Here is a 26,281-nt window from a genome sequence, read left to right on the forward strand (position 1 = left end):
AGACTGAGTGGATCTACACTGTGCATCCGTTAAACCTTCCTTTGTCATTTCCGAATTCAACTCGGTGCACAAAACCAACACCAGACCACTCGAACCTATAATTTTGTAACGTATTCTACATCAAAAGCGGGGAAAAAAAGCAAGCCAGATAGCACCAAAACCATACTGAATCGGCCGATCTCAGAGATACCAATGACAGCCTTAAGCGTGTAGTTCAGAGCAAAACAGATGGCCGATAATGAAGACCTGACCTCTCAAAATACATGGATTATTATGGTGTCTGTCCCAATTAGATTTGTTCCAATTGGATTATTAGATTCGCCATGGTTTAGGTATGGCGGTCGTGTTGTTCAAACCTGAATTTGGCGTTAACTGTACAGGAGGAAGTCGTGCAAGAAGAATATATGGAATACTACGCGAAATTTGATGAAGAGAAGCGCCTTATTTCTCAAAATATAACACGTATTGAATTTGATACGACATTGAGTGTGCTGGGTGCTTATATTACTCCAGAATGTCATGTGACAGAGCTTGGTGCAGCGACTGGACGATACTCACTTCACTATGCTCAGCTGGGTATGAGTGTGACAGCGGTCGAGTTAGTTCCTGAATTAGTGGAACAACTCAAAGATAATGCCACACGTCGATCTTTGAATTTATCTGTCTATGAAGCGAACGCAACGGACGTCAGTTTTATAGAGGATGGTAGTCAGGATGTCGTGTTAATCTTAGGTCCTCTTTACCATATACAGTCAAAGTCAGACAGAGAAGCTGTATTGCGAGAAGCTAATCGCATATTAAAGCCTAATGGAGTCGTTGCAATAGCATATATAAGCCGATTCTTTGTTTCAGGATTACTAGCGAAAATGTCTAGTGACTTGGTTTCTCCGGCGGTTTTGAGTGAGCTAAAAGAAAGTGGCTTAGTTACTTCACCAGATGTAGACCCATTTTTTAGAACTGGCTACTTTGCTGAGCCATCCGAAATTGAATCCATAGCAACTCAATCAGGTTTTTGCGTTGAAAAGCATATAGCAACTGATGGTTTTGTTCGTTTTATAGGTCATGAGGTTAACCATTTGAATGAACAACAATATCAAGCTTGGTTGTCATATCACCTTTCTACTTGTGCTGAACCATCATTGCTAGGTAGTAGTAATCACGGTTTAGTTATTGCGAAAAAGTGCAGTTGAGATTATTAATGTAGTTGTTAAGGCGTCTGTCCCAATTAGATTCTTGTCGCCTCTGAATATGGCGTGATGAAAATAGGGAAAAGAGGGAAAATATGGATAACTACATAGATATTTGGTTCTCTATTAATAAAATAATTTTTGTCTTAGGATTGTTTTCAGTTTTTGTGCTTGGGTGTTTAGGTAAGGGGAAAGCAACCGTAGTAGTATTTGTAGGGACAGTGTTATCAGGCATTACCCTAGACTTTTCCCTGAAATATCATATCAGAACGACACTAGCTTCAGAATTAAGTGATTACAGTTTTGTTATAGAATCTGATGAAAATTTTGACGAATCTAAGTTATTGTATGCTTTAAAAAACAAAAAGTATGTGACTATCAATAGGACGAAACCTTTACGTAAAAGTAAAGTGCGGATCGTTGTTAACAACGGTGAGATGGAGTTACTGATAGCTGAGGACTCGAAAAATGATAACATATTCTGGATTTATTATCCCAAATACGATTACAGTCGTATAAATAGCATTGGGAAGTTACGCCTTCGTTGAAATTTTCATGACGAAAAATCATACTGCCCGTTATTAAGGATGTTAGTTTAATAGGATAATCTTATGAGAAATAGTTTAGATGCGGATTTAATTTTTCAGGAACTTGAGCCCAAGCTAAAAGTATTAATTGATAAGTATGAAAGTGAAATAATTTATGCATTAGTTATTTCTGAGGGTGTTGTGTACATCAATACAGAAGTTGGTCTTAATAAAACTCTAAATGAGTACATTGAGTGGTGGGATCTAGAGAATAAACACCTAAACAGCTGGGAAGAGCTTGAACAATACCAAGAGGATAAGTTAGAGACTTGGTCTGATTTGGATGGAGTTGTTGGTTGGCGTATTCAAAAGAAAGTTAAGGATAATGAATCTGAGTTAACCGACACGCATAAAGTTGAATTGTTGAAGTTAATTAATGCCGATCGCCAGAAAAAAAGGCTAGAGGACACTTACAGGTCAGAAGAAACTCGTGAACAAGTAAGGAAGAACATAGGAGATTGGAGCAACCAATATTCTATAGCACTTTATGGTATGTCTGGGTACGACGAGGCAGCATATTGTGAGCATTATGAATTGGGGGATGAAGATCAAAAGGTGAGTGAATATGGAGTCGCAATGCAAGCTCTGCTCAAGCTAATTATGTCTAGCGATCTTTTTAAATTTGTAAACTTAGCTCCCGACTTTTATCACCGCACACAGGAGCATTCTTATTAAACAAAAAGTCTTTAGAGTGATTCGCAACGTAACATTTTCACTATATGTTGGTTTTGGTTTTTAAGGTAGTATGCGGTGGCATCGGTATAACGTCGCTCACTACATAATTTGGTATTAGGTGCTCGGAGGAAATGATGAGTCCAAAGGAAGTTGTCCTAGCTTTTTGGGATGCAATGAAAACAAATGATTTTGCGAAAGCCAGTGAGTGGCTCAGCCCTGATTTTGAGGGATTCTGGCCTCAGTCAGGTGAGTTAATTGTAGGTCGAGAAAACTTCACCGCTATTAATTCTTACTACCCAGAAAATGGTGTTTGGGAGTTTGACGTTCATTCTGTGGTTTGTGATGGTGCAATAGTCGTAACTGATGTCTCGATTACGGATAGTGTTCAAAAAGATCGAGCGATAACATTTCACACTGTAGAAGATGGTTTAATTGTGAAGCAAAAAGAGTTCTGGCCTGGGCCAATGGAAGCCCCGCAGTGGCGAGCAAAATGGGTTAAGGTTACACAGGAGTACTAAGCTTCGCACTTAACAAAAGGCAGTCCCTCCTGTGGCAGTTCAAAAATTTATTATGGTACATTTAACGGCATCAAGGTCGATGGCTCAGGCGTAGCTACTGCATTGTTAAAGCGCAATGGAATTAAAGTTTACAGTCAACATACGATAGCTAAACTCCGAGAGGCGTTGGAAAAACATAGCTAGCAAACTGTTCAAGAAATCTTTTGGAGTGTGTCCTGAATTGCTGAATTGAATTCGCGCACACTCGTTTTTATCTAATCATAGAATCTGTATTTTGATACATTTACATTAATTTTTAGTCACTTATGATAGGTTGATGGTAACTCAGGCAGAGAGAAAGACGAAACTGCTTACTATTAAGAATGCTAGCACTTCAAGGGGTCCAATGAACTATATCCAACAAAAAGCAAAAGGGATTGATTTCTATACAAGCCTAATAAATGTTGAGAATTGGCTCGAAATTAGCCTATCGGATTATGATTGGCATATCTCTGACATAGATGGTGCTTGGCCTGAGTTAGATGACCCATCTTGGGTCACTGGCCAAGAATTAGCGTCAAAAATAAGTGAATTTGATTATCAGTTTTCGTGGGCTGTCATTTCTGCTTTTCCTAAAGGTACGAGGCCTTTTACCACTGATGAACCATTTGCGGATGGAAACTCTATTTTTTGGGAGGGCATTCCAGAAAAGCAGCTAAAAAATGCAGTGTTTGAGATTGTGTGTTGGGATAGTAGCGCAACCTTATTTATAGACTTACCTTCAGATTTAGCTAAAAACCTTGTAGCCAATGCTCCAAGTATTAAAGATTTAAATAAAGTAAACGGTCAACGCAAGTCCTAACAAGGCACTCAAACTGACCTCAAACACGTGGCATTTTCGGCTTACTTCAATTTAAGTGTTTATGGCAAAATGCTTAAGGTTTAGGTGGTGGCGTTGTTAGCACCTTAATATGGCGTTCAATTGAAATCGAGGGTGATGAATTATCAAATTAAAAACTTATGATGTGTTTGGTGGTGCGTCTGCTTCTGGTAACCCTTGTGGGGTAGTAGAGCTTGATAGTTGGCATTCTGATGAAGAATTAAAGCAAATAACCTGTGAAGCAGGACTTCCAGTTACCTCTTTTGTTATCAGAATTAATGGACAGTTTCACATTCGTTGGTTTGCGCTGGATGGGGAAATTAACCTGTGTGGGCATGGTAGCTTGGGGGCTGGTGCTGAAATCATCTCTAAGTACAAACTCGATAGTGTACTTTTCAGTAGCAAATACGGAGACATCTCTATTACCAAAAAGAATGGCCTGTATACTCTTGAGTTGCCTAGCTGGAAAGGTGAAACATGTGTCGTTCCACCAGAAATAGCGGATTTGGCTGTTGATGCTATTGACGTATTTTCAACTCGAGACTTAGTTATAGTCTTACCCTCAATAGAATCCGTAAGAGATTTCAAGCCTGATGATATGCGCTTTAAACAGCTTGGTAATTACCATGCTTTAATCGTGACTGCAGAGAATGGCGAAAATGGGTACGTATTAAGATATTTTGCGCCCAAAATTGGTATATCTGAAGATCTTGCGACAGGTTCTGCTCAATGTTCTTTAGCTCCATACTGGTTTGACAGGCTTAACTCAGATTCACTTCGGGTACACCAACTTTCGTCGTCTGGTGGCTATTTTAGCGTAAGGCGTATTTCAGGTAACTCAATCCTGTTGTCTGCAAATGCAAGGCTACGGAAATAGTAATTTAACAAAACGCTATGGCGTCAAGAGCTAATTGTTAGCCATTTATCATAGGCTAACGGTCAGTCAGGCAGAGAGAGAAACGAAATGGCCTGTAATTAACATTGTTATACAAGAGGAGGTTTCAAAACCATGGATAAGGTTGATTGGCATAGAAACTATATTGATGACAGCACAATTATCACAGATAGCTATAAAACGACTCAGAATGTTCGCAGATATTTCAAATCTAAATTTGGTGAAAATTTTAAGTTTGATCGTGATTTCATGAATTGGATTAACAATGCCACAGGTTTGACAATGGGGGATGCCTCAGAAGAATGGGTTAAACGACAGAAATCAAAGTAATTGATATTAAAGTACAGAAACAGCCGCCCGAATGATGGGAGGCTGTTTTGTATCTCAGTGGCTTACTGTTCCCATTCAGGGAAAGGGTCTTCCAAAGATAACCAATAGTCGAGTCCTTGCTCAATCTCATCTTCTGTTAACAAGCAGTCGTTGAGGCGGGCAATCAATTTCTCTTGCTCTAATCCCTGACCAATAAACACCAGTTCTTGTCGCATATCGCCATAAGGTTCTTGCCAAATGTCGTTTATGGCGTCGAGGTAATCTTGATCCGTCGGCCATTCCTCTTTCGGAATCGCTTTCCAAAACATACCCGCGACTCCATAACGTGCGATGCCTCCTGCTTGGCTCCATTGACCGATAAAATCTGGTCTGGTTGCTAGCCAAAAGTAACCTTTGGAACGAATCAGTTTTCCATAATCTTGCGCATTATGGAGGAAGTCATAAAACTTCTCTGGGTGGAAAGGGCGTCGCGCATGATATGCAAAGCTGGAAATACCGTATTCCTCGGTTTCAGGTATATGTTCGCCTTGCATTTCTTTCAACCAACCTGGAGCTTGTTGTGCCTTTTCAAAACTGAAGCTTTGTGTGTCGAGTACTGCATCAAGCTCTACTTCACCATTCGAGATCGGAAGTATGGTGGCCGATGTATTTAGGGTTTTAAGAATCGCAACAAGCCTTTCGATTTCAGATTTCTCAGCAAGGTCGGTTTTACTTATCAAGATCACGTCAGCGAACTCTACTTGATCAACCAGTAAGTCAGCGACGCTGCGTTCATCGTCTTCACCTAAGGACTCGGCTGTCTCTGTTAAGAACTTAGCTTCATCGTAATCGCGCAGAAAATTAATCGCATCAACCACCGTAACCATGGTGTCTAAACGCGCAACGTCTGAAAGTGAAAGCCCGTTTTCATCGCTAAAAGTAAAAGTCTCGGCAACAGGGAGAGGCTCAGCGATGCCGGTAGACTCGATAACTAGATAATCGAATCTGCCTTCTTGAGCGAGTTTAGTGACTTCTTCAAGTAGATCTTCACGCAGGGTACAACAGATGCAGCCGTTACTCATTTCAACCAACTTTTCTTCACTGTGGTTGAGAGAAACTTCATTCTGAACGGTTGCTGCATCGATGTTGATTTCGCTCATATCGTTGACGATGACCGCTACTTTTCTGCCTTGTCTATTGTTAAGAATATGACTTAAAACGGTTGTTTTTCCTGCGCCTAGAAAGCCGGACAAAACCGTAACAGGGAGTTTCTGGGTGTTCATGCTCATGCTCTTTATAGTGTAATGTTATAATATAACAATTAATATGGTCGGTGATCTTAACTCTGGCATCAAGCAGTTTGTGACTGTGTCAAGCACTGCACCTTATCGGCGCCTCTATTCGTCGTTAAGTTGTACAGACTTAGATGTGCGGAATTTAGACATCGAACTCTTATCTCGGTGTGGAGGTTTCTATGAACGAAGAGAAAAAGCATGTCATGACAGAAGAAGAAATTCTTGCAGCGCCCGAGGCGGATTATATGAATCAATCTCAGACCGCGTTTTTTGAAAACCGATTATTTGAGCTATATGACTCGACGTTAGCGCATATTGAACGCGCTAAAGAAGAGATGATTGCGCCAATGGAATTCAGTGATGAAAGCGACAGGGCTTCCAGCGAGGAGCAATCTGCAATCGCATTAAGGATCATAGATAGAGAGCAAAAGCTGTTACCTAAGATCCAACAATCTTTGGCTCGCTTGCGCGCAGGGGAGTATGGCTATTGTTTAGAGTCCGGTGATCCTATCGGTATTCCAAGGCTATTGGCGCGACCTACAGCTGAATATAGTACAGAAGTGAAAGCGCAAATGGAGTCAAAAGAACACTGGTACAGGGAGTAAGGTACCACCCAAGTAAATAGGGGAAAGTAGGTTTTAATTATCATTGCGTCGCATAATAACGTGCAAAACATTACTTGTTTTCACTCAACATGAATATTCTTCATGTTGAGTGTGAGGAAATGTAACTTTCACTTCTGTCATATTGTGATTGAATAGCCAAATAGATTTTAGCGGTATGGATGTCTAAATGGTAAATCTGAAAATATTGGATGGTGGTATGGGGCGCGAGCTAAAGCGCATCGGTGCTCCTTTTTCTCAACCTCTTTGGAGTGCTCAAGCGCTTATTGAATCCCCACAACATGTTACGCAAGCGCACCAAGGTTTTATTGATGCCGGGGCACAAATCATTACCGTCAACAGTTATGCCTGTGTTCCGTTTCATTTAGGTGAGGATTTGTATGCACAGCAGGGACGCGAGCTGGCAGAGAAAGCGGCTAAAATTGCTCGTGATGTCGTGACGTTGTCACAAAAAGAAGTGCTTGTTGCTGGCGCTATCCCTCCTGCCTTTGGTTCTTATCGACCTGATTTATTTGAAGAAAAGAGTGCTTACGACATCAGTGTGAGTTTATTTAAAGCGCAAGAACCTTATGTGGACATTTGGTTGGCGGAAACCGTTGCAAGCCTTAGCGAAGCGCGAGTGATCAGCCAAGTTCTGTCTAAAACCGACAAGCCAGTTTATATCGCTTTCACGTTAGAAGATGAAGTCAGCAAAGTCTCGCGTCTGCGCTCTGGTGAGCTTGTCATAGACGCTGTAGAGGCGCTTCTTGATACTAATGCGCAGGGTGTTTTCTTCAATTGCTCAATTCCTGAAGTGATTGAACAAGCGATTAAAGACGTGAATCAGGTATTGGAACGAACAGGGAAGACGCTAACTATTGGTGTTTACGCGAACAGCTTTGCGCCAATTAAAGTGAATCACCAAGCGAATGAGTCATATCAAGGACTTAGACACTTCTCACCAACAGAATATCTGGAATACGCGAAAACGTGGCATCGCTTAGGGGCGAGTATCATTGGCGGCTGTTGTGGCATTGAGCCAAGTCATATTGCTGAACTGACGGCGTGGAGAGATACTGTTGAAGAATCTTAATCTCGGGCTCACCATTCCTGCGATTGGCACTGTCCTGATCATTTTATTTGTCTCTTCGATGTTCCCTGAACAGTCTCAAGCGATGGCGAACAACGCAATGACGTTTGTGACCGATTGGTTTGGTTGGTTAGTGCAAATCTTCAGTCTTGCTCTTGTTGGCTTTCTACTGTGGTTGGCGTTTTCCAAGTACGGTGACATTCGATTAGGGGAAGGAAAGCCCGAATATTCGAACTTCTCTTTTGGCGGCATGATCTTTACGGCTGGCGTTGGTGCATCGCTTATTTATTGGGGGATTGGGGAGCCTATGTACTACCTACAATCTCCTCCGTTATTTGCCGAGGCCAACAGTTATACCGCAGCTGCGTGGTCGGTCACTTATTCAATGTTCCACTGGGGGATAACAGGGTGGGCGATCTACTGTTTCCCTGCGATTCCTTTTGCTTACGCTTTCTATGTACAAAAACGCCGTACATTGAAGCTCTCGACACTCTGTGAACCCGTAATTGGTAACAATCCAATCGTGGGTAAATGCGTGGATCTTTTGGCCATCTTCGGCACACTCGCGGCGTTTGCGAGTTCATTGGCGTTAACCGTTACTCTGCTTAGTACGGGAACCGCTGGACTATTTGGAATAGAGAATAACTTGTTGCTTCAAGGTGGCATCATCTTCTTGTTTGTATTGGTTTTATTTGCAGTGACGCTGGTGGGCTTCAACAAAGGCATCAGTAAGGTATCGGATTACACGGTCATCGCTGCGATTCTCTTTGCCTTGTTTGTGCTGTTTTCATCAAATGCCCAATTTGTCTTGAACAACGTAACGGATTCACTTGGAGTGATGCTCGATAGCTTTTTCCGTATGTCCCTTTGGACAGATCCTGTGCAAAAGAGTGGTTTCCCTCAAGCATGGACTCAATATTATTGGTTCTGGTACTACGCGTACTTAATCATGATGGGGTTGTTTATTACCCGCATATCGAGAGGCCGTACTATCCGTGAAGTCATCTTGTATACCATCTCGATGGGCGCTTTGGGATGTGCTTTCTTTATCTCTATCTTTGGGGGCTACGCGGTTTGGGCGCAGTTATTCGGTGGTTATCCTGTTCAAGAGTGGATGAGCAATGGTGGATTGACGTTTGCCGTCGTCTCGTTGATCAAAACGTTGCCAGCAAACAATGTGGTTCTTGCGGTGTTTTTGGTGATTCAGTTCTTCTTGATGTTGACGACGATGTCGAGCGCTAGTGTTGCCACCTCGATGCTGACGACGAATCAGTTATCCCTAAACGGAGACCCAGACAACAAAGTCAAACTGATGTGGGCAGGGGCGATTGCACTTATCAGCTTTAGCGTATTCCTCACAGGTGGCGGCATCAATACCATTAAGTCTTTGTGCGTGGTAGCGGGACTACCGATGATGTTTATCTACGGCATTTTGGTTAAACAACTCATGATGGAACTGAAAGGCAAGACAGCTTCGCAACCAGAATCGGAAGCGTCTGTAGAAGCACAAGAACTGATTGCTTAGCCTAAAACAACAAACCCTCTTCATGTTTAAACTTGAAGAGGGTTTCTATTGTTCAATCCACGAACTTGAGATCTTATACCTTCCCTGAGCGCTAACTTGATGCGCTGTTCTTCATCAGTAAGAAAAACACAAACACACCACCTATTGAAGTGGTGACGATACCGACAGGAAGCTCCTGAGGAATGAGTATGACTCGCGCTATCAAGTCACTTCCAAGTAAAAATAGACTGCCAAGGATAGCGGAGAAAACAATCAACCCTTTATGCAATGAGCCCGTTTACGCCTAAAACGCGCTCTATCGATGGGTCAACTTTCACAAGGTTATTTTTTCATTAGTTCATATCAATAAATCATGCTTTGCGCCAATACTTCAGCGCAGGCCGTGGTTAGCCTAACCCTTGTTATTTAAATTGAAGGTTTGGCATGCCAACCATAGAACTCAATGGTTCAGACGGTAAAGGTGGTGTAAATCTGCGAGAAGATATGGTCGATATCAACTCATGAGAGCCATCAAAGCAAATCCTAAATGGCATGAAGCGAACAAAGCGTTGGATTGGTCGATGTTGGCTCGCGCTGAACATCGCTATGACGAGAGGCTAAAAGCAGCGTTTGCAACATTCAGCGTATGAAAAGGAGATGAAAAATGACATTCGAAGAAATAAAGAACAAGCTAAAAGGACACGCTAAGTCAGTCGCAGTCGCTGTTTTGGGTGGTTTATCCGCAATCGCTATTCCAGTTTGGCAGATTTACTTTGTAGAAACATCAGACATAAATGTTGAAATCGAAGAGATACGCCGAGTTAATGCTGATACGTACCGCGTTGCATTGGCAACAGAAGAACTTAGGTTGCTCATACCATATATTGATGAATCCTTATTCTATGAAGTGGAGCCAAATGGAAATAGGGGAGATAAGATTCGTTACCCTACATTCGATGTAAACACACTGATAGAAGCTTATGACAGTGCAAAAGTTGATTTGAAAAACATTGCAGAAACAAAAAGACAATTGTCACGGTACATCACGACGATTGATGCCTACCTAGATCCGGAAAATAATGAGTTTTTGTTGACGGAATTCCGTGTAGGTGAAATGAAAAGCTGGGGTTTAAGTAACTATATTGATGATGATGAAGCGGTTTATTATGAGCGACAAGTGTTATCAATAACAAGAAACTACTCAGGGATGACATTTAAAACGGGTAGTGGCCCAGCCTTGAACGTACCAGCGCTAAAGTTTTTGTTGTCTGATGTGAAAGAAGATCTGCAAGAAGTGATTGAGGAAAATGATACGACGTTGGAAAATCTACGTGACAACATGCGAGGTATTGACGCGCAATTGGCGAAAATTCAGGGAGAACAGCAGGGGCTTTATAGCTTTTTTGAAGTAGACATAGTGGCCACCAATAATGGACGCGCGAGTGCATCGCTTCGTCCCGTAGGGATGGTAAGGGTCAATATTAGCGGCAATAACTATGTAGATATCAAATTGGAACTGGTCGATTTCCAAAATTCATCAGAACTGCCTCCATCGTCAACTCGTTTATTGACCTATCGTTCTAATGAACTGCATCAGATGCCAGTGGAAGACAGAAACTTGGTCAATGCGTTTTGGGGCAGTACAGGACAAGCCAGGTTGATAAATTTAGATACAAAGCATCAGGTCTACTCGTCAAAGCCGACAGCTTTTGCAGACAATAGCAATCAAAAAATACTGTTTGATCAACTAAAGAAAGCGGCGGCTTCGATTTAGATAGTTATTGAGTCAAATCTCTGGGTGAGGGGTGAATTGCAGTAGCAGAAATCTGACACTTAAACTCCATATAAAGTAAAAAAACGTGTTCTAAAACGTTACGCAGAGCAGTTGTACGACTGAATCAGGTGTAATAGCGCGATCACAGCGAGAAAGTTTATGCCCGAATGTTAGTGTGTCTGTCCCAACTAGTTTGTACGCTCGTTTTTATATAATCATAGAATATATAGCTTGATATATTTACATTAATTTTTAGTGACTTATGATAGATTAATGGCAAGTCGGGCAGACAGAAAAACGAGACCGCCTGTTATTAATAATGTTATATATCAATGAAAGGAATACGAAAAGATGTCAGAGAAATATATGCTTAGAGCCTTAGAAATTTCTAAGAATGCATTCCCCTTTTGTATTCCAAATCCCCCTGTTGGTTGTGTTCTTGTCAAAAATGGCGAGGTGGTGGCCGAAGGGTATACACAATCAATAGGCGGTAACCATGCAGAAGTTCAGGCTCTTGAATCCTATTCTGCTTCAAAAGAAGGTGTTACCGCGTATGTAACGTTGGAACCTTGTTCCTTTGTTGGTCGGACTCCCGCTTGTGCCAACACATTAGTTGAATCGGGCGTAAGGCATGTCGTTGTCGCTATGTTGGATCCAGATACTCGTAATAGTGGAAGGGGTATCGAAATCCTAAGGCAGGCGGGTGTCTCCGTACAAGTTGGTTTATGTGCAGAGCAAGTCAGTGCTTTCTTGGAGCCATACTTAAGTCAATCGTAAAGGCATATGACGAACTACCAACGCTCGGTAACTTAGGTTAAGTGTGTTGGAATGCGTTGCTAGCCACTTAGCTGGGCATTAGCCAACTATCGTAGTTTCTAGGTATAAAAATGATTCCAATAAACAATTCGATTGTTTCCGGAGTAGCACTGTCGGAAATAAACGGTGAAACAAAGATGCTTCTAATGAAGCGAGTGAAAGGCGGCTTTTGGTGCCATGTCGCAGGTTCAATGGAAGAAGGTGAATTGCCTTGGCAAACCATCGTTCGAGAGTTTCAGGAAGAAACCCAGATTGAAGTGACAGAACTGTACAATGGCCAATTCCTAGAGCAGTTTTATGAGTCCTACTCGAACGTTATTGAAGTCATTCCAGTCTTTGTAGTTAAGTGTCCAGCGAATCAAGAAGTCGTTCTTAATCATGAACACACGGATTTTAAATGGTGTAGCTTAGAAGAAGCGTTAGAGTTATCGTCTTTTCCAACACAACATGCAGCATTCAAGCACGTTTGGGAGTATTTTGTAGACAAGCCTATTAATGAGCTATGTCGTATAACACTCGGCTAAAAAACGATCAAAGTGTCAATGATTAATTTCTAGTCACTTGTGATCGTAAATGAGGCAGACGGAAAAACGAGACTGTCTGTTATTAAGCATGTGAGGTCTCAGGAGGAAAGGATGCCCAAAGTAGTTTCAGTCAGTAAATGTGCTGAGCACACTTTTTCTAAATCAATTGCTGATTCAATATTACTGATTGAGGGAGAAGGTGTTGAAGGAGATGCCCATCGAGGAAAAACGGTAAAGCACCGTTCAAGAGTAAAAGTCGACCCTAATCAACCAAATCTTAGACAAGTTCACCTTATTCACAATGAACTATTCTCCGAGCTTAAAGCTAAAGGGTTTGAAGTTGAGCCAGCATCACTTGGGGAAAACATCACAACATCAGGCATCGACTTACTAGGGTTACCAAGAGACAGCGTAATTAGGTTTAGCAGTGGGGCAGAGGTTTTGATTACAGGTCTCCGCAACCCTTGCCCTCAAATCGAGGCATACCAGACTGGGTTATTGTCTGCTGTTTTGTGCAAAGATAGCTCAGGAAGGTTAGTTCGTAAGGCTGGGGTAATGGGAGTCGTCAAAGTCGGTGGTCGAGTTTCTGCAGGCGATAGCATCGTTGTTGAGTTACCCGATGAGCCATTCCATGCTCTAGAAAGGGTTTAAGTTGGCGTGATACGTAAATGAGGAAACATGAAAAATCAGGGAAAGTTGTTCTCCTTTTGTGGCAAGATGGGAGCAGGTAAATCAACCAAATCAAAGTGTGTTGCTGCTGAAAACAATGCAGTTCTTATTTCAGAAGATGATTGGCTGTCAGCTCATTACCCCTCACAAATTCAAACGTTTGATGACTACATTAAGTACTCAACTCTTATCAAACCTTTTGTTAGAAGCCATATTCAAAGTTTGTTGAACGTTGGGGTCAACGTTGTCATGGATTTTCCAGCGAATACTATTAAACAAAGAGCTTGGTTCATATCACTGTGCGTCGAAGTAGGGAGTGAGCATGAGCTTTGGTATTTAGACCTAACAGATGAGCAATGCTTATCCCATATTGCTAAACGCCGAGTTGAACAACCAGAAAGAGCTATGTTTGATACAGAGGCTGTGTTTTATCATGTCACTCAGTATTTTGAAGCTCCAGCAGCGAGTGAAAATCTTAGTTTAGTGCGAGTGGGATGATACGCATACAAACCTTTAAGACAGATTTACAACCCTTGGCATTGTTTATATGCGTCGCTTGATGTGTTTAGGGTATTATGCGGAGGAAAAGGTATGGTGTTGCTCACCACTGAATTGGACAACTTGTTATAGTGTCTGTCCCAATTAGATTCTACTTAATTGGAATAATGGCTAATCCCCAATAATTAGGAATGCAAATGAATAAGCCGATTTTGAGGAGTGTGTTGATACTACTTGGTCTAACAACTCCACATTTGGGATACACAAATGAGTCTCAGAGCTCTGAATTAGTAAAATATGGTCAAATCTATACTCAGCTGATTCAAAATCAACTAGGTAACATCAATGAAGTTAATGGCCAAAAATGTGAGTTTCAGATTTCGTTAAACTCTCATGGTAAAGTTATGTCGCTTAGCTCATCTGGCCATGAAAAGCTGTGCCAAGCAGGTGAAGCTGCGGTCAAACGAGTTGACGTATTTCCTTTACCAAAGAGCAATGTAGCCACGCAGCTACAACAAATTACATTGACCTTAAATTTCATGTAAAGGCGTAACATTAGACGATGGCGTCAATAGTTAATTTTTGGCGCCATTACTATCTCTCCTAACATAGAATTTAATATCACGACCATCGTTCACACACAGGCAACGATTGCCATTTTCTGGTTTTCCTACCGAAAGAATCTGTTACAGTGTCTGTCCTAATTAGATTTAGTGTTTACGGCACAATGCTTTAGGCAGGTGGTAATCTTGCTCACTACTTAATCGGGCGTTAGCACTCAGGATCATACAACAAGGAGGGTTTATGTTTCCATTAGAGGTATTTGTCACTTATACATTGGCTTGTTTATTGTTAGTTGTTTCGCCCGGGCCAGATAATTTACTCGCAATCGGCCGTGGTTTAAGTCAAGGTCGATTGGCGGCAATAATGTCAGGAATGTCTTCTGGGGCCGGTATCTTGTTTCATGTCGTGGCAGCTACCTTTGGGCTCACTCTTCTAATTCAAACCTCTGAAGTGGCATTTTACGTAGTAAAATTCGTTGGTGCTGCTTACTTAATTTGGTTGGGTGTGAAAGTGCTTCGTTCGAGAAACCTGTTCTCATTGGAGCCTGCGAAAAAACAGCCACTGAAAGTGATATTCTCAACTGGCTTTCTATCAGCAGCGCTTAACCCGAAGCCAGGTATGTTTGTTCTTGCTTTTGTACCTCAATTTGTAAACCCAAGCTTAGGTTCAGTGACGACTCAAATGATCGGTTATGGCATCTGGTTTGCGTTATTAACGGCCGTTGGCTTTAGTTTAATGGGGGTTTTCTCGTCTCAATTGTCTGAGTGGTTTAGAAACAAACCTAGACTAGTGTCAGGGTTAAATATCGGTGCAGGTATCACATTCGTTTCTTCTGGTTTGGCAGTGGCGTTTATGAAGCAGCGATAATCTAGGTGCTAACAAGGAACGATGGCGTCGATAGTTAATCTTTGGCGCCATGGCTATCCGAGATAACACTGCCTCGAAGCATAGAATTTAATATAACAACCATCTTTCTCATACAGGCAACGATTGCCGCACTTTTGGTTTTCCTGCCGCAAGCATTTGTTAAGTTTTCTATCCCTGTTCAGGTGTCTGTCCCAATTAGGTCCATGCGTTTATCATGCCGCTTACTTAGAGAAAAAGTATGCACGTAAAGGCACATACTTTATAAGTGATTTTGCTATAGGAAATGTAGAGAGAAAGATTAAAAATCAGAAGCTTCAGGATCTACGTATATAATAGAGTCACGAGCCCAATGGGATAAATCATAAGAGAAGGAGTCTGCACCATAAAGCATCCCCCACATTGTACTAATGTTTCTTATATCCCAATCTCTTATGTCCTGATTGAAAGATTTGGCGCCGTAGAACATGGCATGAGTATCATATATTCCCGAAACATCCCATTTGGATATGTCTTGGTTAAAGTTTTCCGCTCGATAAAACATACCTTTCATTGAGCCCACAGAACCTATATTCCAAGACGAGATATCGCCATTAAATTTACTTGCACCACGAAACATATACGACATGTATCTAACACTCGTTGTATCCCATTCTGATAAATCATGGTTGAATTTTTTCGCCAGATAAAACATGTAGGACATATTTTCAACATTGCTGACATCCCAGAGATTTATGCTTTGATCAAATGATACAGCATCAGCAAACATACCTTCCATCGTCTTCACTTTGCTTACATTCCAGCTTGAGATATCCTGATCAAAAGACTTTGCTTTAGCAAACATCCCATTCATGTCCTCGACCTTGCCAACGTTCCAGTTTGAAATATCTTTGTTAAAAGAGCTGGCACCACCGAACATGGTTCTCATGTTAGTCACATTAGAGACATTCCACTTTGATAAGTCTTGATTAAAAGATTCAGCTTTCTGAAACATTCCCGCCATGTTGGTTACATTACTCACATCCCAATTAGAAATATCTTGGTTAAAGGAATGCATTTCATGAAAAAGCATACTCATGTCTGTTATTTCAGAAGTATCAACGTTTGATATATCTTCTTTGAAGAAGAGCATATGCTTAATATCGTTGACAGTAACCTTCATTGGAAGAAATTTGGGTTTATTCTCATCCGTTAATGCCGAAGTCATTTTGCCATCGTCGTAATTAAAAGTTATATATTTGGCGACATTTGAGACATTCCAAGCCCTCAAGTCCTGATTGAAAGCCCTAGCCGCAAAGAACATAGCCGTCATGTCCTTCACATTACTCACATCCCAACTCGATATGTTTTGATTGAAAGAGTAAGTAAAGCTAAACATACCATTCATATTGGTAACGTTACTTACATCCCATCCAGAGATATCCTGATTAAATGCTTTAGCTTCATAAAACATGTTGGACATGTTAGTCACGTTACTCACGTCCCACCCAGAGATATCTTGGTTAAATCTTCGTTTATGAGAAAAAAGACTACTCATGTCTTTTATTTCAGAAACATCTACCTGAGTAACGTCTCTACCTGCTTTGATCATTTCAAGCAATTCTTGCCGATTAAGCGGATGTGTTGGGGTTGGTTCTTTTTCGCAGCCTACCAGTAAAAATAATCCTATTAAAAGAATTGGCTGTAACTTCTGCATTATCTTCCCTTATTCAACAAAACGTAACCTTTTATATATGGATGTATATTCTACTGTTAAAAAACAGACCAAGCTTTCCATATACAAGGTCACTAGGTTTCAGTGCGACGTAAAGCCATTCATCGCCTGTTAATCTGCATTGACTCTATAAAAAGTTATTTTACTATAGATGGGTATTCAATAGGTATCATTAGGCTCACTCAGTGGTTTCGCCAATGCAGTGACTGACATGAGGTCAGTGATCTTTTCTCGAATTTAAACGGACTATTAATGCTCGCCATACCCCTACCATTTATTGCTGCGTTGTTATTGTTCATCACAGGCGTATTGCTTCGATGCCGTTGTCCACACACGGGTCAAAAGCCATTTTGGTTTATCATGTTGTGTGCATTGATGATCACCATGGTGGGGTTGCGATGGGTAGTCGATATTGCCTTATTCCGATTTCTTCAACCCATTCTTGGCGCCAGTATACCAGTCGCGGCTTGGCTTTGCTTTTCAGGGGCTCATCGAAACAAAACAAGCTCAAAATTACACTGGATTGGTCCTATTACTGTGCTAGTTGGCGGCTTATTGCATCAGCATATCTGGGTTGGAAGCGTTGATATACTGTTAATCTTACTCTATTTCACCTACGGTAGTTTGCTGTTGAAGTCATCATTCAGCACGCCAGAACGAGTTCGATTAAGCGATGTATCCAGAGTGGAGGTCGCAGAACGAGTGGCAGGCGGGCTTCTTCTGTTTTCTGCTCTGGTCGATGCGGCGCTCTCATACGATATATTGTGGTTTAACGCGCAGCACAGCAACCTGATATTATCGATAGGCTATCTTGTACTTATTCCTGTCATTGTCGCTGCGGTGATAGTGATCAGTGTGAGCACGCCCGTCAAAGATCACCAAGCTTCACCGCCAATATCCTCTCCTCAACAAATCGATACGACGGTTACGTCGACGGGGCATTTGGATAAAGACCAAGTACAAGCAGTATCGAACATCATGGCTAAATTCGATGCGTTGATGAGAGAGCAACAAGTCTTTACCGATCCTGACTTAACGCTCGACAGACTGTCGCGAAAGCTTGGTATTCAAGCGAGAAAAATATCCTCAGCGGTTAACCAAGTTCATAACCAAAACATTTCTAAAGTGATTAACACGTATCGAATTGAACATGCCAAGATGTTGCTGCAACAAAGTGACGACACGATAACAGATATCTTCCTCAGCTCAGGGTTTCACACTAAATCTAACTTCAATCGTGAGTTTTTACGGATAACAGGTCAAACTCCGAGTGAGTTCCGACGTTTACCACCAGAGTGAGATTGAATGCTAGGGTTAGCCTTTATCGCTTGAGAAAGTCAACAATGTCGTCCAACATCGCTTGATGTAGCTCATTGCGTGATGTGCCGATGCCATCCTGACAAATAATGCCATCACCCGGTACTTCCTCTTCAAGAAGAGACTGTGCGCCCGATTTACAATCTTGGATAAAGCTAAAATGCGTAGCGTTTTGGTACACCTTATACCGTCTTGAGTAAACTGGTATGTGCTCGGCAATGTGACCCGATTCTAACGCTTGTGGTAGGTCGCCAATATCGATGCCAGCGGCCAGGATTAAAGTTGGTATCCGAATGTCACTTAAGCTGTCGATTGAAAAGCTACGAGCAAGGCCCAAATCTAGGCTAACCACACGCTTGATCCGCCTATCCTGCAGCGTTTTCAGGTTTGGTTCTTGAGCTTGAATGCTCGCTAGCCCTAGCTCTGTAGCAAGGCCACAAGTACGTGGGTTCGGGTAGTTCAAACAATCAGACTTGAAGGTTGCTCTGTCCACCTTAGCACCGGCTAATTGCATCACCGTCCAGCCGCCTAATGAGTGTCCTATCGCCGTGATATCGTCGGCATTGACATGCGCTTTCCACCGAGTTGTCGTTAACAAGTGGTCGAGAACACGTGATACATCGCGAGGTCGTTCCCACCACTTTGCGGCTTGGAGGGGAGAGTGATCAAAAGACGTGGTTCCGGGGTGGTCGGCGGCCGCGACAATATAGCCGCGCTTAACCAATTCGGTCGCTAACCAGTTTTGATTGCGCCAGTTTCCTCGGTAGCCGTGTGATAACAGCACCACCGGAAAAGTGTTGGATAGGATCTGGGCACCTTTAATGACATGCGTGCCGACGAAGGCTGGGTTATCGCCAATCAAGGTTGAATGTGACATCTCGTTTGTCGGATACCAAATGGCAGTACCCAGAGGGCGTTGAGGATCGTCAGTTAAGGTGATTTGTGTGAACCCCACACCAGTGGCGAGGGCACAACGAGAAAGAAAAAGAATCGATACAAACAGCCAATGTGTCCATTTCATGGTTTTAGCTCCAATTGAGATGATGAGTGCCAATATGAGCCAAGGCTAGGTATTACGAGACCTCAAACACGATCTAGGACGACCTAAATCGTATTCGAGGACCTAAGTTAGCGACTTTACCTACTTTTCGTAGTTGAGCTGATTAGTCAAGAGCTCTCAGCCTGCTTCAATTGGCTTTGACGCCAGTAATTGACTGATGAGATAGCCGCTAAAAAGATAACGACGGCGGTCATCACATGTATGACTGACTCCGACGTCCCTTCATACGCATTACTGCCTAAATCAATCGCGGCAGAAACGATAAATAGGCGAATAGCTGTCACGAGTGATGCTGCGATTCCCGTTAGATCCGGGAAAACTTGCATCGATTTCGCAAAGAACAATCCAATCGATAACCCTGCACCTATTGAAAACAAGCACATCGTTCCTGTTAAGATAAATGGTGAGTTGAGTTGCTCGGACGGTAATAAGAAAAAGACGAGCGTGGTGGTAAATATTAAGCCAAGCCCAGTGCTTTTTAATTTATCGATACCGAACCTGTCGATTAAGCGTGCGTTATTCAAACTCACCAAGACGAATGTGCCCAGTGTTGCCATTTGGAAAAACGGGAAGCGTTCGGGGCTGACTTCTAATTGCTCTATATACAATAACGACATGTTGGAAACATAAATCATATAGGCAGCAAGAATTAAGCTCGTCACAAGCGTGTTGTACCAAAAGGCAGAAGAAGACAATACGGTTTTGTAGTCGCTTATTATTCGTTTAGGTGCGACCTTCTTTCGTTTATCTGTACTCAAAGATTCAGGTAAGAAGAAGAAGCATTTGACCGCAGAAAGCAGTACTAAAATGGCAATAAAGACAAAGTTTGCTTTATACCCCATATGAAGGCTTATCCAGCCACCAATAAGAGGTGCAAAAGCCATCAAGCTGACCACTAACGTGTTGAGATCGGCAATCAGTTTAGCGGCTGAATCTTCATCGAACAGATCAAATATCATTGCGGTGCCGACGATCACACACGCCGAACTGCCGAAGCCTTGGAGTAGTCGAAACGCTAATAATTGCTCGATAGTCGAGGCAAAAATGCAGGCGATACTAGCGGTAAGAAAGACACTAAAACCAAACATTAGTATCTTTCGGCGACCAAAATGATCCGATAGTGGTCCGTAGAGCAAGGAACCAATACAGATACCAATAAAGTTATAGCTCAGAATGCGTTGCACCATCACCGCGTCGGTGTTGAAGTCATTTAATATATCGGGGAATGTGGGTAGATAGATATCCGTTTCCATGGCAGCACCAAGGAATATGAATACCATTAAAAATCGAAACCACTTTCCCTCATGAGAGATGGGAAACATAGTTAATCCAATGCGTTGTTATTATAAAAGTTATAAGCGCAGACGCTGCAGAGCAGGGTAGGCTTAGAATTAAATTTGATGTTGGGATGCGCGTAGTAGAGAGGAGTGTTACGCAGAGTTGTTATTCCCGTCACTTGGTTGTGATCAAGTATCGAGCGAATGTAACATAATGTTTTAAGAATGCAAGGCGTTGATTTGCATTTTTATACTGCTTTATGTAAACAATGAAAGTCGTGTCATTTAAACTTCTTCAGAGATGTTCGTGATTTGTGATTCAAGAGAAGCAAGATTACCAATCAGGATTTGGCTGCTATGAGTGCACCGAATGCGAGCTAGAAAACGCCGCAAAACTTTTTATTACTGATTTCTATTATCGTTGCTATCGCGTTTTCGAGCTGGATGACAGCAAATAATAAATTTATAAAATAATACTGATTTTACGCTTAAAACTGCTTACACTCACCCGGCAAAATAAACCTATCTAAGGAGAGAAGTCTTGGGGTTAGATACTGCTTATGTGCCTGTGAGAAAACAAGACATTGATTATTTTATTGATGATGTCGTAAGGGACCCGAATCTACTCGATGAAAGAGTCGCGCTATTAACTCAATCTAAACAAGACCGAGAGTTTCTAAGAGACAACTTATACAGCACGGTTGTAAATCAGAATGAAGAGCAACCCTTTGACGCCTATTTGGGGTTTGCAGCGTGTAGCATTTTGGCTTACCTACGCCCTTACTATTACGACAGGGGGCAATCTCTTATCGATATTGCCGCGAACAGCGCGTGTTCTAGATCTCTTTTAGCGCTATTTGATGAGTTCTCTGTATGTTTTCCAACGGTTAAACATTGTGGTGATTCGTATAGTCCTAACTATCGTTCAGGGGTCTATGTAAAAGAAGAGAACGTCGGCGCACTACTTGAGCAACTGTGCAGCGAAGAGTTGAGTGCGGTTGTCGAGTTTGACGAGCCAAACGGTTTGCTTTCGGCATTAAGGTATGCCAACAAGCATGGGACTGGATTGCTTGAGGCGTTTGATATTCATGTGCCCATGTCCGGAGATTTTCATACCAGCCCGTTTAACCTTCGAGCGAGTTACCTGAATAACCTAGATGATGAAGTGACGGAACAGGATTGTACCCATACGGGATTCACAATAGGGATACCCGTGCCGTCTTCTAGCACCATCAGCTTCGATGATATAGGTAAAATAGTCTACGAATGGATGGATAATGAGCATTTGCTCCCCGCTCATCCACATGCTTCTGGCGCAAGTCGGGCTGTCTCTGGTCAAATCAAAATGACGATGATATGCCAAGACCATACTCCGATTATCTTAATAGCAACAGAGAGGAACGTCTTTCTACCTGATGCTGACCGCTACTTCGAACAATTAAGGACATCACTTTCCGAACATTTAACTGACAATGGCTTAGAGTCTAACTTTTTCATTTCCGCACATGATGAAAATGAAGTACCAGAAGAAATCGGCTGTGTAAAAAATGCGAATGTCTTATACAAAATGAAGCCCAGTTTTGTAGTAGGCAATCACCAGTGCAGCTTCGTTGTCGATGACCAAAAAGTAGAAATGAAATTCAGCTTTAAAGGCACGCTCGACATTACAGTCAATGGCAAAGCCGTCGATCACTATAAAATAAGTTTCTCCCAAGTACACAGAACGGTTTATTTTATTAATGGCAACTGGTACACCATTCGGGTCAAGAGTGTGAAACCGACAGCAGGGGAACTGGATATACAGCTGTACAAGGGTATTTTCATGCAAGCCAAGTTTAAACTCCTCCCAGGTTCTGCGCTCTATACCAAATCACAAAATGGTGTCTTATTGCTTGGTGAGATGTTGACCATTTTCTCTGGTATTTTGATGATGATGTTCCCAAGGCCAGTATTGGTTATGCCACTGCTTGTGTTGTTAATGGCAATGTATAAATACAACAAAAGGCACCATTTTATGCTTGTTTCCGTTGAAATAACGGACGATAACCCCTTATCAGAATAACGCTTGCGGCAGAGTGAATGCGAAAAGGGTAAGGCGAGTTTTGGGCTCGCCTTGTTGTTTTTGTTTTGGCATGAGTTGGCGCATCTTATGATGAGTTTTCCCGGTGCTTTCCGGTCAGTATTCAAGCAAGCTGTTCGATGCGGATCAAGATTGTGGCATCGCACTGATGTTTTTGAGTGAAATCGACTTAGAATAGGCAAAAACAGAGTCGTACAGCGCAAGTTAGGTCGCGGTATGTCAAATAGGAACGAAAAAGCTGTGGAATACAGCGTTGGGAAACAAGATGAAAACCTATATCTTAACCGCCAGCTGCCCGAGTCGCGCAGGGACAGTCGATGTTGTCACACGATTTTTATTGCAATTTGAATGCTACATCAAAGAGTTAAACTCATTTGATGACACGCTCAACCAACGTTTCTTTATTCGCGCCGTATTCAGTGTCCAAAGTGGTCAAGAACTCGATAGAGAATCCTTTGATTCAGCCTTTTCAGTGCGGGCATCAGAGTTTGATATGGACTGGGAACTAACCCCTTCTGACTATCGACCCAAAGTGGTGATCATGGTGTCTAAGTACGATCACTGCCTCAATGATCTGCTGTATCGCTACCGTACAGGCAATCTTAAAGTGGATATCAAAGCGGTAATATCCAATCATCCAGATTTGCAGTCTTTAGTGGAATGGCATGATATCCCTTATCACCATTTTCCCATTTCGGCGGAAACCAAACCCCAGCAAGAAGCCTTGGTGCAGTCTGTGCTCGATGAAACCGAATGTGAGCTATTAGTGCTTGCACGATACATGCAGGTGTTGTCACACGATATGTGCAGCCGATGGTCGGGTAGGGCGATCAATATTCACCACTCGCTATTACCTGGTTTCAAAGGGGCAAAACCTTATCATCAAGCTTACAACAAAGGCGTTAAGCTGGTGGGTGCCACTGCCCACTACGTGAGTGATGACCTTGATGAAGGGCCGATTATTACTCAAGGCCTAGAGACGGTTGACCACACCTATTATCCAGAAGATTTAGCCAAAAAAGGCTTGGATGTAGAGTCACTCACGCTAGGCAGAGCGATTCAATACCATGTTGAGAAGCGTGTATTTATGTATAACGATAAAACGGTGGTGTTTGAACGTTCGTAGCTGAAATCCTTGGTGCTGCTAACGCAAGCTAGGTAAGGGTTATTGGCGTGAAAGGCAATACGCCGCCACTTAATGAACAGAAATGCTCATAGCGCGAACATTAGCCAGATTGGTCTATCACGCCTTTGCCCCTTATCACGTTAGGGCAAAACTCCTACAGTACTAGTTAACAGATTTTGTCCTACAAATTGTAATCTTCATCAGAACGTAAATGCGATTCCCAAAGTGTTTCTATATCGAATGTCACCAATAATTTGGGTTATCTATCGCTTTCAAGCATGTTGGTTTGCCCACAACGTGAGGGATTACTTCACCAACCAAAGATTGTGCAATCCATCCTTCAGGGTAGGATAAGCCTAGCGGAGCTTGAACTACGTCCTGACTGATTTGGGCAAATCCTATTTTTGAATAAAAGTTGATATCACCGTAAGTAATGGCAACGGTCACACCTTTCTCTTTCATTGTCGCTAACCCAAATTTGATCAATCCTTGACCTACACCTTGCCCATGACAATCTGTTGCAACAGCCACGGGGGATAAAAGGAATATGTTTTCACCATTAGGAAACGATAGGCGAGAGAAAATGATGCTACCGACAATGCGTGCACTTTCATCTTGAGCAATAAACACATAAAGATCCTCATCTTTGGTTGGCAAAGTGAGAAAGTCTTCTACGAGTTTCGCAATCAATGCACCTTCTTTTTCGCCTTCTGAATCCGAAAATGTGTCATTGAACAGTGTAATAATTTCTTGAGTTTGTTCTTGTTTGTACAAAGTGTATTTCATATCTCTATCTCTATCTCTATCTCTATCTCTATCTCTAGTTTGCAAGTTTTAAAATAAAATACTGATAGGTAAAGTCTTTTGTGGCACTGCGCTCGTAAACTGAAATCTCTTTCTTAATGTCTAGTAACGCTTGGGACACGGGCATAACAGCTTGTAATTCCTCAACTCGGTCTTGCAGCGGCTGCCAGTAGTTTTGCCATGCATCGACGCCTAATGAGAAGTGTTCGATCACGTCGTAGCCATGCTTTTGGAACAGCTCTAGTCGTTTAGGTATCGATTGAATGTCTGGGTAGTCTGCCAGCCAAAACTGTTTTGTCTCTTCGTCGGGAGAGTCAGTGAGCCAAACCAAATCACTCACCATCAAGACGCCATTGTCTTTTAACATAGGCTTCCATTGTTTTAGTGCGTTCTCCATTCCCATGATGTAGACGCAGCCTTCCGCCCAAATGGCATCAAAACATTTTGCCTGAAATGGCAGTTCCGTCATGGAGGCACAAACAGGAGAAATACGATCGTGTAACTGTGCGTTTTGGATCTTTTTATCCAGCTGTTCTACGGCAACAGGCTCATTATCCATTGCTGTAATGTGTGCGTTGCTGTTGTTAGCTAGTAGTAACGTTGAGATGCCAGTGCCACAACCAATGTCTAAAATATCGGTCATTGCCTGAGGTGACATTAATGAAATCGCTTTTAACGAGTCCTTGTGACTCCCTGGCCCCCATCTTTCTAATGTTGCAAAGACCGTCATAAAGTCTTTCATGTAACTCTCGTGTTCGTTCATATCTTTTGATAACCACTTCAATCTGAGTGCTTCTTTTTCACTGTAACCCTGCTTACTTAACCAGTTTAAGTAAGCGCTAGGCGCCCTTTGACTGAGAAAATGGTGTAACTCTCTTTGTGGACGCTCCCCAAGTAGTGCCAGTAGCAACTCACGAGCTTGGATTTTTTTATCAATTTCATGGTTGAGTTGCGTCAGTCGATTTTCCAATAAGCTTCTACTTAACTTCGCGTCCAAGCATTGTTCGCACTCTTTCAATGAGAGACCTGCGCTTTGAAGTTGCTGAATCAAATACAGTCGTTGCAAATCGCTTTCGCTGTAATAGCGATATCCATTATCAAGACGCTGACCGGTAATCAGCCCTAACTTCTCGTAATAGAGTAAGGTGGTGCGAGATATACCAGCCTTTGCTGCCAATTCCGAAATCAAGTACATGTGAGAGGTGACCTAAGTGTTCTTAGTATTTGGATAGTATGAACTGTAGAGTTGTAGACAGGTCAAGTAGACTTGTTCGATTTTTTCACCAACAGTGGCAGAAGTGAGATGAGAGTAATGAGGACTGCGGACGATTTAGAGATATTAGCCAGTTTTCAATACCAGAACTTATTTATGAATAGTTAAATTAGCAAACTACCTAAAATAGTTTTGTCCAGTTATAAGTCACGGCATCAATAGGCATTATGTATAAGCTGGTCGTGACTTATCAGCGAATTTATAAGATCGAGTATGAGTCAGTACACATTAGCCTACCCACAAAGCGACATTCTACCTCAGTAAAGAGGTTTATCTCTTAAACTAAGCCGTTACTCTACTATTAGCCCTAACACTAAAAGTCATTGAAATAAATTAATAATTCATATTGATCATTTTTATAAAATGCATTGATTATTTGTATTCAATAAATTACCCATTA

At 42.1% G+C, this 26,281-nt stretch carries 28 protein-coding genes and 2 pseudogenes; 22 read left to right on the plus strand and 8 right to left on the minus strand.

Annotated elements, in window-relative coordinates:
• The first annotated feature begins 362 nt into the window (after positions 1 to 362).
• The 8 genes and pseudogenes from TW84_RS12545 to TW84_RS12575 all read left to right on the plus strand — a co-directional run bounded on the left by TW84_RS12545 (position 363) and on the right by TW84_RS12575 (position 5,051).
• Positions 363 to 1,190, plus strand: a complete 828-nt coding sequence (locus TW84_RS12545) for a class I SAM-dependent methyltransferase (protein ID WP_275041671.1) — start codon at positions 363 to 365, stop codon at positions 1,188 to 1,190.
• A 92-nt stretch (positions 1,191 to 1,282) separates the two neighbouring features.
• On the plus strand, positions 1,283 to 1,735 hold the full coding sequence (locus TW84_RS12550; RefSeq protein WP_045975981.1) for a hypothetical protein: 453 nt from the start codon (positions 1,283 to 1,285) through the stop codon (positions 1,733 to 1,735).
• A gap of 63 nt (positions 1,736 to 1,798) precedes the next feature.
• Complete coding sequence (locus TW84_RS12555) at positions 1,799 to 2,449, plus strand: hypothetical protein (protein WP_045975982.1); 651 nt, start codon at positions 1,799 to 1,801, stop codon at positions 2,447 to 2,449.
• A 134-nt stretch (positions 2,450 to 2,583) separates the two neighbouring features.
• Positions 2,584 to 2,967: a nuclear transport factor 2 family protein gene (locus tag TW84_RS12560; protein WP_045975983.1), complete on the plus strand. Its 384-nt coding sequence runs from the start codon at positions 2,584 to 2,586 to the stop codon at positions 2,965 to 2,967.
• A gap of 21 nt (positions 2,968 to 2,988) precedes the next feature.
• A pseudogene (locus tag TW84_RS24100) lies at positions 2,989 to 3,150 on the plus strand (2-thiouracil desulfurase family protein); the annotation flags it as partial.
• Between the two features lie 202 nt (positions 3,151 to 3,352).
• On the plus strand, positions 3,353 to 3,808 hold the full coding sequence (locus tag TW84_RS12565) for a hypothetical protein (protein ID WP_045975984.1): 456 nt from the start codon (positions 3,353 to 3,355) through the stop codon (positions 3,806 to 3,808).
• A gap of 163 nt (positions 3,809 to 3,971) precedes the next feature.
• Positions 3,972 to 4,703, plus strand: coding sequence for a PhzF family phenazine biosynthesis protein (locus tag TW84_RS12570; protein WP_045975985.1), 732 nt, complete (start codon positions 3,972 to 3,974; stop codon positions 4,701 to 4,703).
• 132 nt (positions 4,704 to 4,835) lie between these two features.
• Positions 4,836 to 5,051: a DUF6434 domain-containing protein gene (locus TW84_RS12575; RefSeq protein ID WP_045975986.1), complete on the plus strand. Its 216-nt coding sequence runs from the start codon at positions 4,836 to 4,838 to the stop codon at positions 5,049 to 5,051.
• Positions 5,052 to 5,113: 62 nt separating this feature from the next.
• Here TW84_RS12575 and zigA read toward each other — a convergent pair whose 3' ends face one another.
• Positions 5,114 to 6,313 carry a zinc metallochaperone GTPase ZigA gene (zigA, locus tag TW84_RS12580; RefSeq protein ID WP_045975987.1) on the minus strand — a complete coding sequence of 400 codons (1,200 nt, stop codon included), beginning with the start codon at positions 6,311 to 6,313 and terminating at the stop codon, positions 5,114 to 5,116.
• Between the two features lie 191 nt (positions 6,314 to 6,504).
• On the opposite strand from zigA, the gene TW84_RS12585 reads away from it, so the two are divergent.
• The 3 genes from TW84_RS12585 to TW84_RS12595 all read left to right on the plus strand — a co-directional run bounded on the left by TW84_RS12585 (position 6,505) and on the right by TW84_RS12595 (position 9,542).
• Complete coding sequence (locus tag TW84_RS12585) at positions 6,505 to 6,930, plus strand: TraR/DksA C4-type zinc finger protein (RefSeq protein ID WP_045975988.1); 426 nt, start codon at positions 6,505 to 6,507, stop codon at positions 6,928 to 6,930.
• 187 nt (positions 6,931 to 7,117) lie between these two features.
• Positions 7,118 to 8,020 (plus strand): homocysteine S-methyltransferase family protein, encoded by a 903-nt coding sequence (locus tag TW84_RS12590; protein ID WP_045975989.1) that lies wholly within the window; start codon positions 7,118 to 7,120, stop codon positions 8,018 to 8,020.
• Complete coding sequence (locus tag TW84_RS12595; RefSeq protein ID WP_045975990.1) at positions 8,007 to 9,542, plus strand: BCCT family transporter; 1,536 nt, start codon at positions 8,007 to 8,009, stop codon at positions 9,540 to 9,542. The genes TW84_RS12590 and TW84_RS12595 overlap by 14 nt, the downstream gene beginning before the upstream one ends.
• Before the next feature lie 91 nt (positions 9,543 to 9,633).
• Here TW84_RS12595 and TW84_RS24105 read toward each other — a convergent pair whose 3' ends face one another.
• A complete protein-coding gene (locus TW84_RS24105; protein WP_240478176.1) occupies positions 9,634 to 9,810 on the minus strand; it encodes an iron chelate uptake ABC transporter family permease subunit in 177 nt (58 codons plus the stop codon).
• Between the two features lie 232 nt (positions 9,811 to 10,042).
• Between TW84_RS24105 and TW84_RS25190 the strand changes: the two genes are divergently transcribed.
• From TW84_RS25190 to TW84_RS12630, 8 genes are all read left to right on the plus strand, one after another.
• Positions 10,043 to 10,171: an N-acetylmuramidase family protein gene (locus TW84_RS25190; RefSeq protein WP_162197123.1), complete on the plus strand. Its 129-nt coding sequence runs from the start codon at positions 10,043 to 10,045 to the stop codon at positions 10,169 to 10,171.
• Positions 10,172 to 10,185: 14 nt separating this feature from the next.
• The gene (locus TW84_RS12600) at positions 10,186 to 11,295 is read left to right on the plus strand and encodes a hypothetical protein (RefSeq protein WP_045975991.1); all 1,110 of its coding nucleotides are present in this window, start codon (positions 10,186 to 10,188) and stop codon (positions 11,293 to 11,295) included.
• 351 nt (positions 11,296 to 11,646) lie between these two features.
• On the plus strand, positions 11,647 to 12,072 hold the full coding sequence (locus TW84_RS12605; RefSeq protein WP_045975992.1) for a bifunctional diaminohydroxyphosphoribosylaminopyrimidine deaminase/5-amino-6-(5-phosphoribosylamino)uracil reductase RibD: 426 nt from the start codon (positions 11,647 to 11,649) through the stop codon (positions 12,070 to 12,072).
• A 110-nt stretch (positions 12,073 to 12,182) separates the two neighbouring features.
• Positions 12,183 to 12,635 (plus strand): NUDIX hydrolase, encoded by a 453-nt coding sequence (locus tag TW84_RS12610; protein ID WP_045975993.1) that lies wholly within the window; start codon positions 12,183 to 12,185, stop codon positions 12,633 to 12,635.
• Between the two features lie 111 nt (positions 12,636 to 12,746).
• Positions 12,747 to 13,286, plus strand: a complete 540-nt coding sequence (locus TW84_RS12615; protein ID WP_045975994.1) for an MOSC domain-containing protein — start codon at positions 12,747 to 12,749, stop codon at positions 13,284 to 13,286.
• 27 nt (positions 13,287 to 13,313) lie between these two features.
• Positions 13,314 to 13,802, plus strand: a complete 489-nt coding sequence (locus tag TW84_RS12620; protein WP_045975995.1) for a P-loop nucleotide/nucleoside kinase family protein — start codon at positions 13,314 to 13,316, stop codon at positions 13,800 to 13,802.
• Between the two features lie 197 nt (positions 13,803 to 13,999).
• Complete coding sequence (gene tolA / locus TW84_RS12625; RefSeq protein ID WP_045975996.1) at positions 14,000 to 14,347, plus strand: cell envelope integrity protein TolA; 348 nt, start codon at positions 14,000 to 14,002, stop codon at positions 14,345 to 14,347.
• 259 nt (positions 14,348 to 14,606) lie between these two features.
• The gene (locus TW84_RS12630; RefSeq protein WP_045975997.1) at positions 14,607 to 15,233 is read left to right on the plus strand and encodes a LysE family translocator; all 627 of its coding nucleotides are present in this window, start codon (positions 14,607 to 14,609) and stop codon (positions 15,231 to 15,233) included.
• Positions 15,234 to 15,267: 34 nt separating this feature from the next.
• On the opposite strand, the pseudogene TW84_RS25335 reads toward TW84_RS12630, so the two are convergent.
• A pseudogene (locus tag TW84_RS25335) lies at positions 15,268 to 15,392 on the minus strand (IS110 family transposase); the annotation flags it as partial.
• A 139-nt stretch (positions 15,393 to 15,531) separates the two neighbouring features.
• On the minus strand, positions 15,532 to 16,926 hold the full coding sequence (locus TW84_RS12635; RefSeq protein WP_052707921.1) for a BspA family leucine-rich repeat surface protein: 1,395 nt from the start codon (positions 16,924 to 16,926) through the stop codon (positions 15,532 to 15,534).
• Positions 16,927 to 17,196: 270 nt separating this feature from the next.
• Here TW84_RS12635 and TW84_RS12640 point away from each other — a divergent pair, with 270 nt between their 5' ends.
• Positions 17,197 to 18,243, plus strand: coding sequence for a helix-turn-helix domain-containing protein (locus TW84_RS12640; protein ID WP_045975998.1), 1,047 nt, complete (start codon positions 17,197 to 17,199; stop codon positions 18,241 to 18,243).
• A gap of 22 nt (positions 18,244 to 18,265) precedes the next feature.
• Here TW84_RS12640 and TW84_RS12645 read toward each other — a convergent pair whose 3' ends face one another.
• The gene (locus TW84_RS12645) at positions 18,266 to 19,282 is read right to left on the minus strand and encodes an alpha/beta hydrolase family protein (RefSeq protein WP_045975999.1); all 1,017 of its coding nucleotides are present in this window, start codon (positions 19,280 to 19,282) and stop codon (positions 18,266 to 18,268) included.
• A gap of 146 nt (positions 19,283 to 19,428) precedes the next feature.
• Positions 19,429 to 20,643: a multidrug effflux MFS transporter gene (locus tag TW84_RS12650; protein ID WP_084720226.1), complete on the minus strand. Its 1,215-nt coding sequence runs from the start codon at positions 20,641 to 20,643 to the stop codon at positions 19,429 to 19,431.
• 496 nt (positions 20,644 to 21,139) lie between these two features.
• On the opposite strand from TW84_RS12650, the gene TW84_RS24110 reads away from it, so the two are divergent.
• Together TW84_RS24110 and purU are read left to right on the plus strand one after the other, a co-directional pair.
• Positions 21,140 to 22,660 carry a hypothetical protein gene (locus tag TW84_RS24110; protein WP_052707922.1) on the plus strand — a complete coding sequence of 507 codons (1,521 nt, stop codon included), beginning with the start codon at positions 21,140 to 21,142 and terminating at the stop codon, positions 22,658 to 22,660.
• Positions 22,661 to 22,943: 283 nt separating this feature from the next.
• The gene (gene purU, locus TW84_RS12660; protein ID WP_045976001.1) at positions 22,944 to 23,804 is read left to right on the plus strand and encodes a formyltetrahydrofolate deformylase; all 861 of its coding nucleotides are present in this window, start codon (positions 22,944 to 22,946) and stop codon (positions 23,802 to 23,804) included.
• 243 nt (positions 23,805 to 24,047) lie between these two features.
• On the opposite strand, the gene TW84_RS12665 is transcribed toward purU, so the two are convergent.
• Both TW84_RS12665 and TW84_RS12670 read right to left on the minus strand, forming a co-directional pair.
• Complete coding sequence (locus TW84_RS12665) at positions 24,048 to 24,590, minus strand: GNAT family N-acetyltransferase (protein ID WP_045976002.1); 543 nt, start codon at positions 24,588 to 24,590, stop codon at positions 24,048 to 24,050.
• Between the two features lie 34 nt (positions 24,591 to 24,624).
• On the minus strand, positions 24,625 to 25,803 hold the full coding sequence (locus tag TW84_RS12670) for a MerR family transcriptional regulator (RefSeq protein WP_045976003.1): 1,179 nt from the start codon (positions 25,801 to 25,803) through the stop codon (positions 24,625 to 24,627).
• Positions 25,804 to 26,281: the final 478 nt, after the last annotated feature.

Origin of the sequence: Vibrio neptunius (assembly GCF_000967495.1) — a bacterium.
Taxonomy (GTDB): Bacteria; Pseudomonadota; Gammaproteobacteria; order Enterobacterales; family Vibrionaceae; genus Vibrio; species Vibrio neptunius.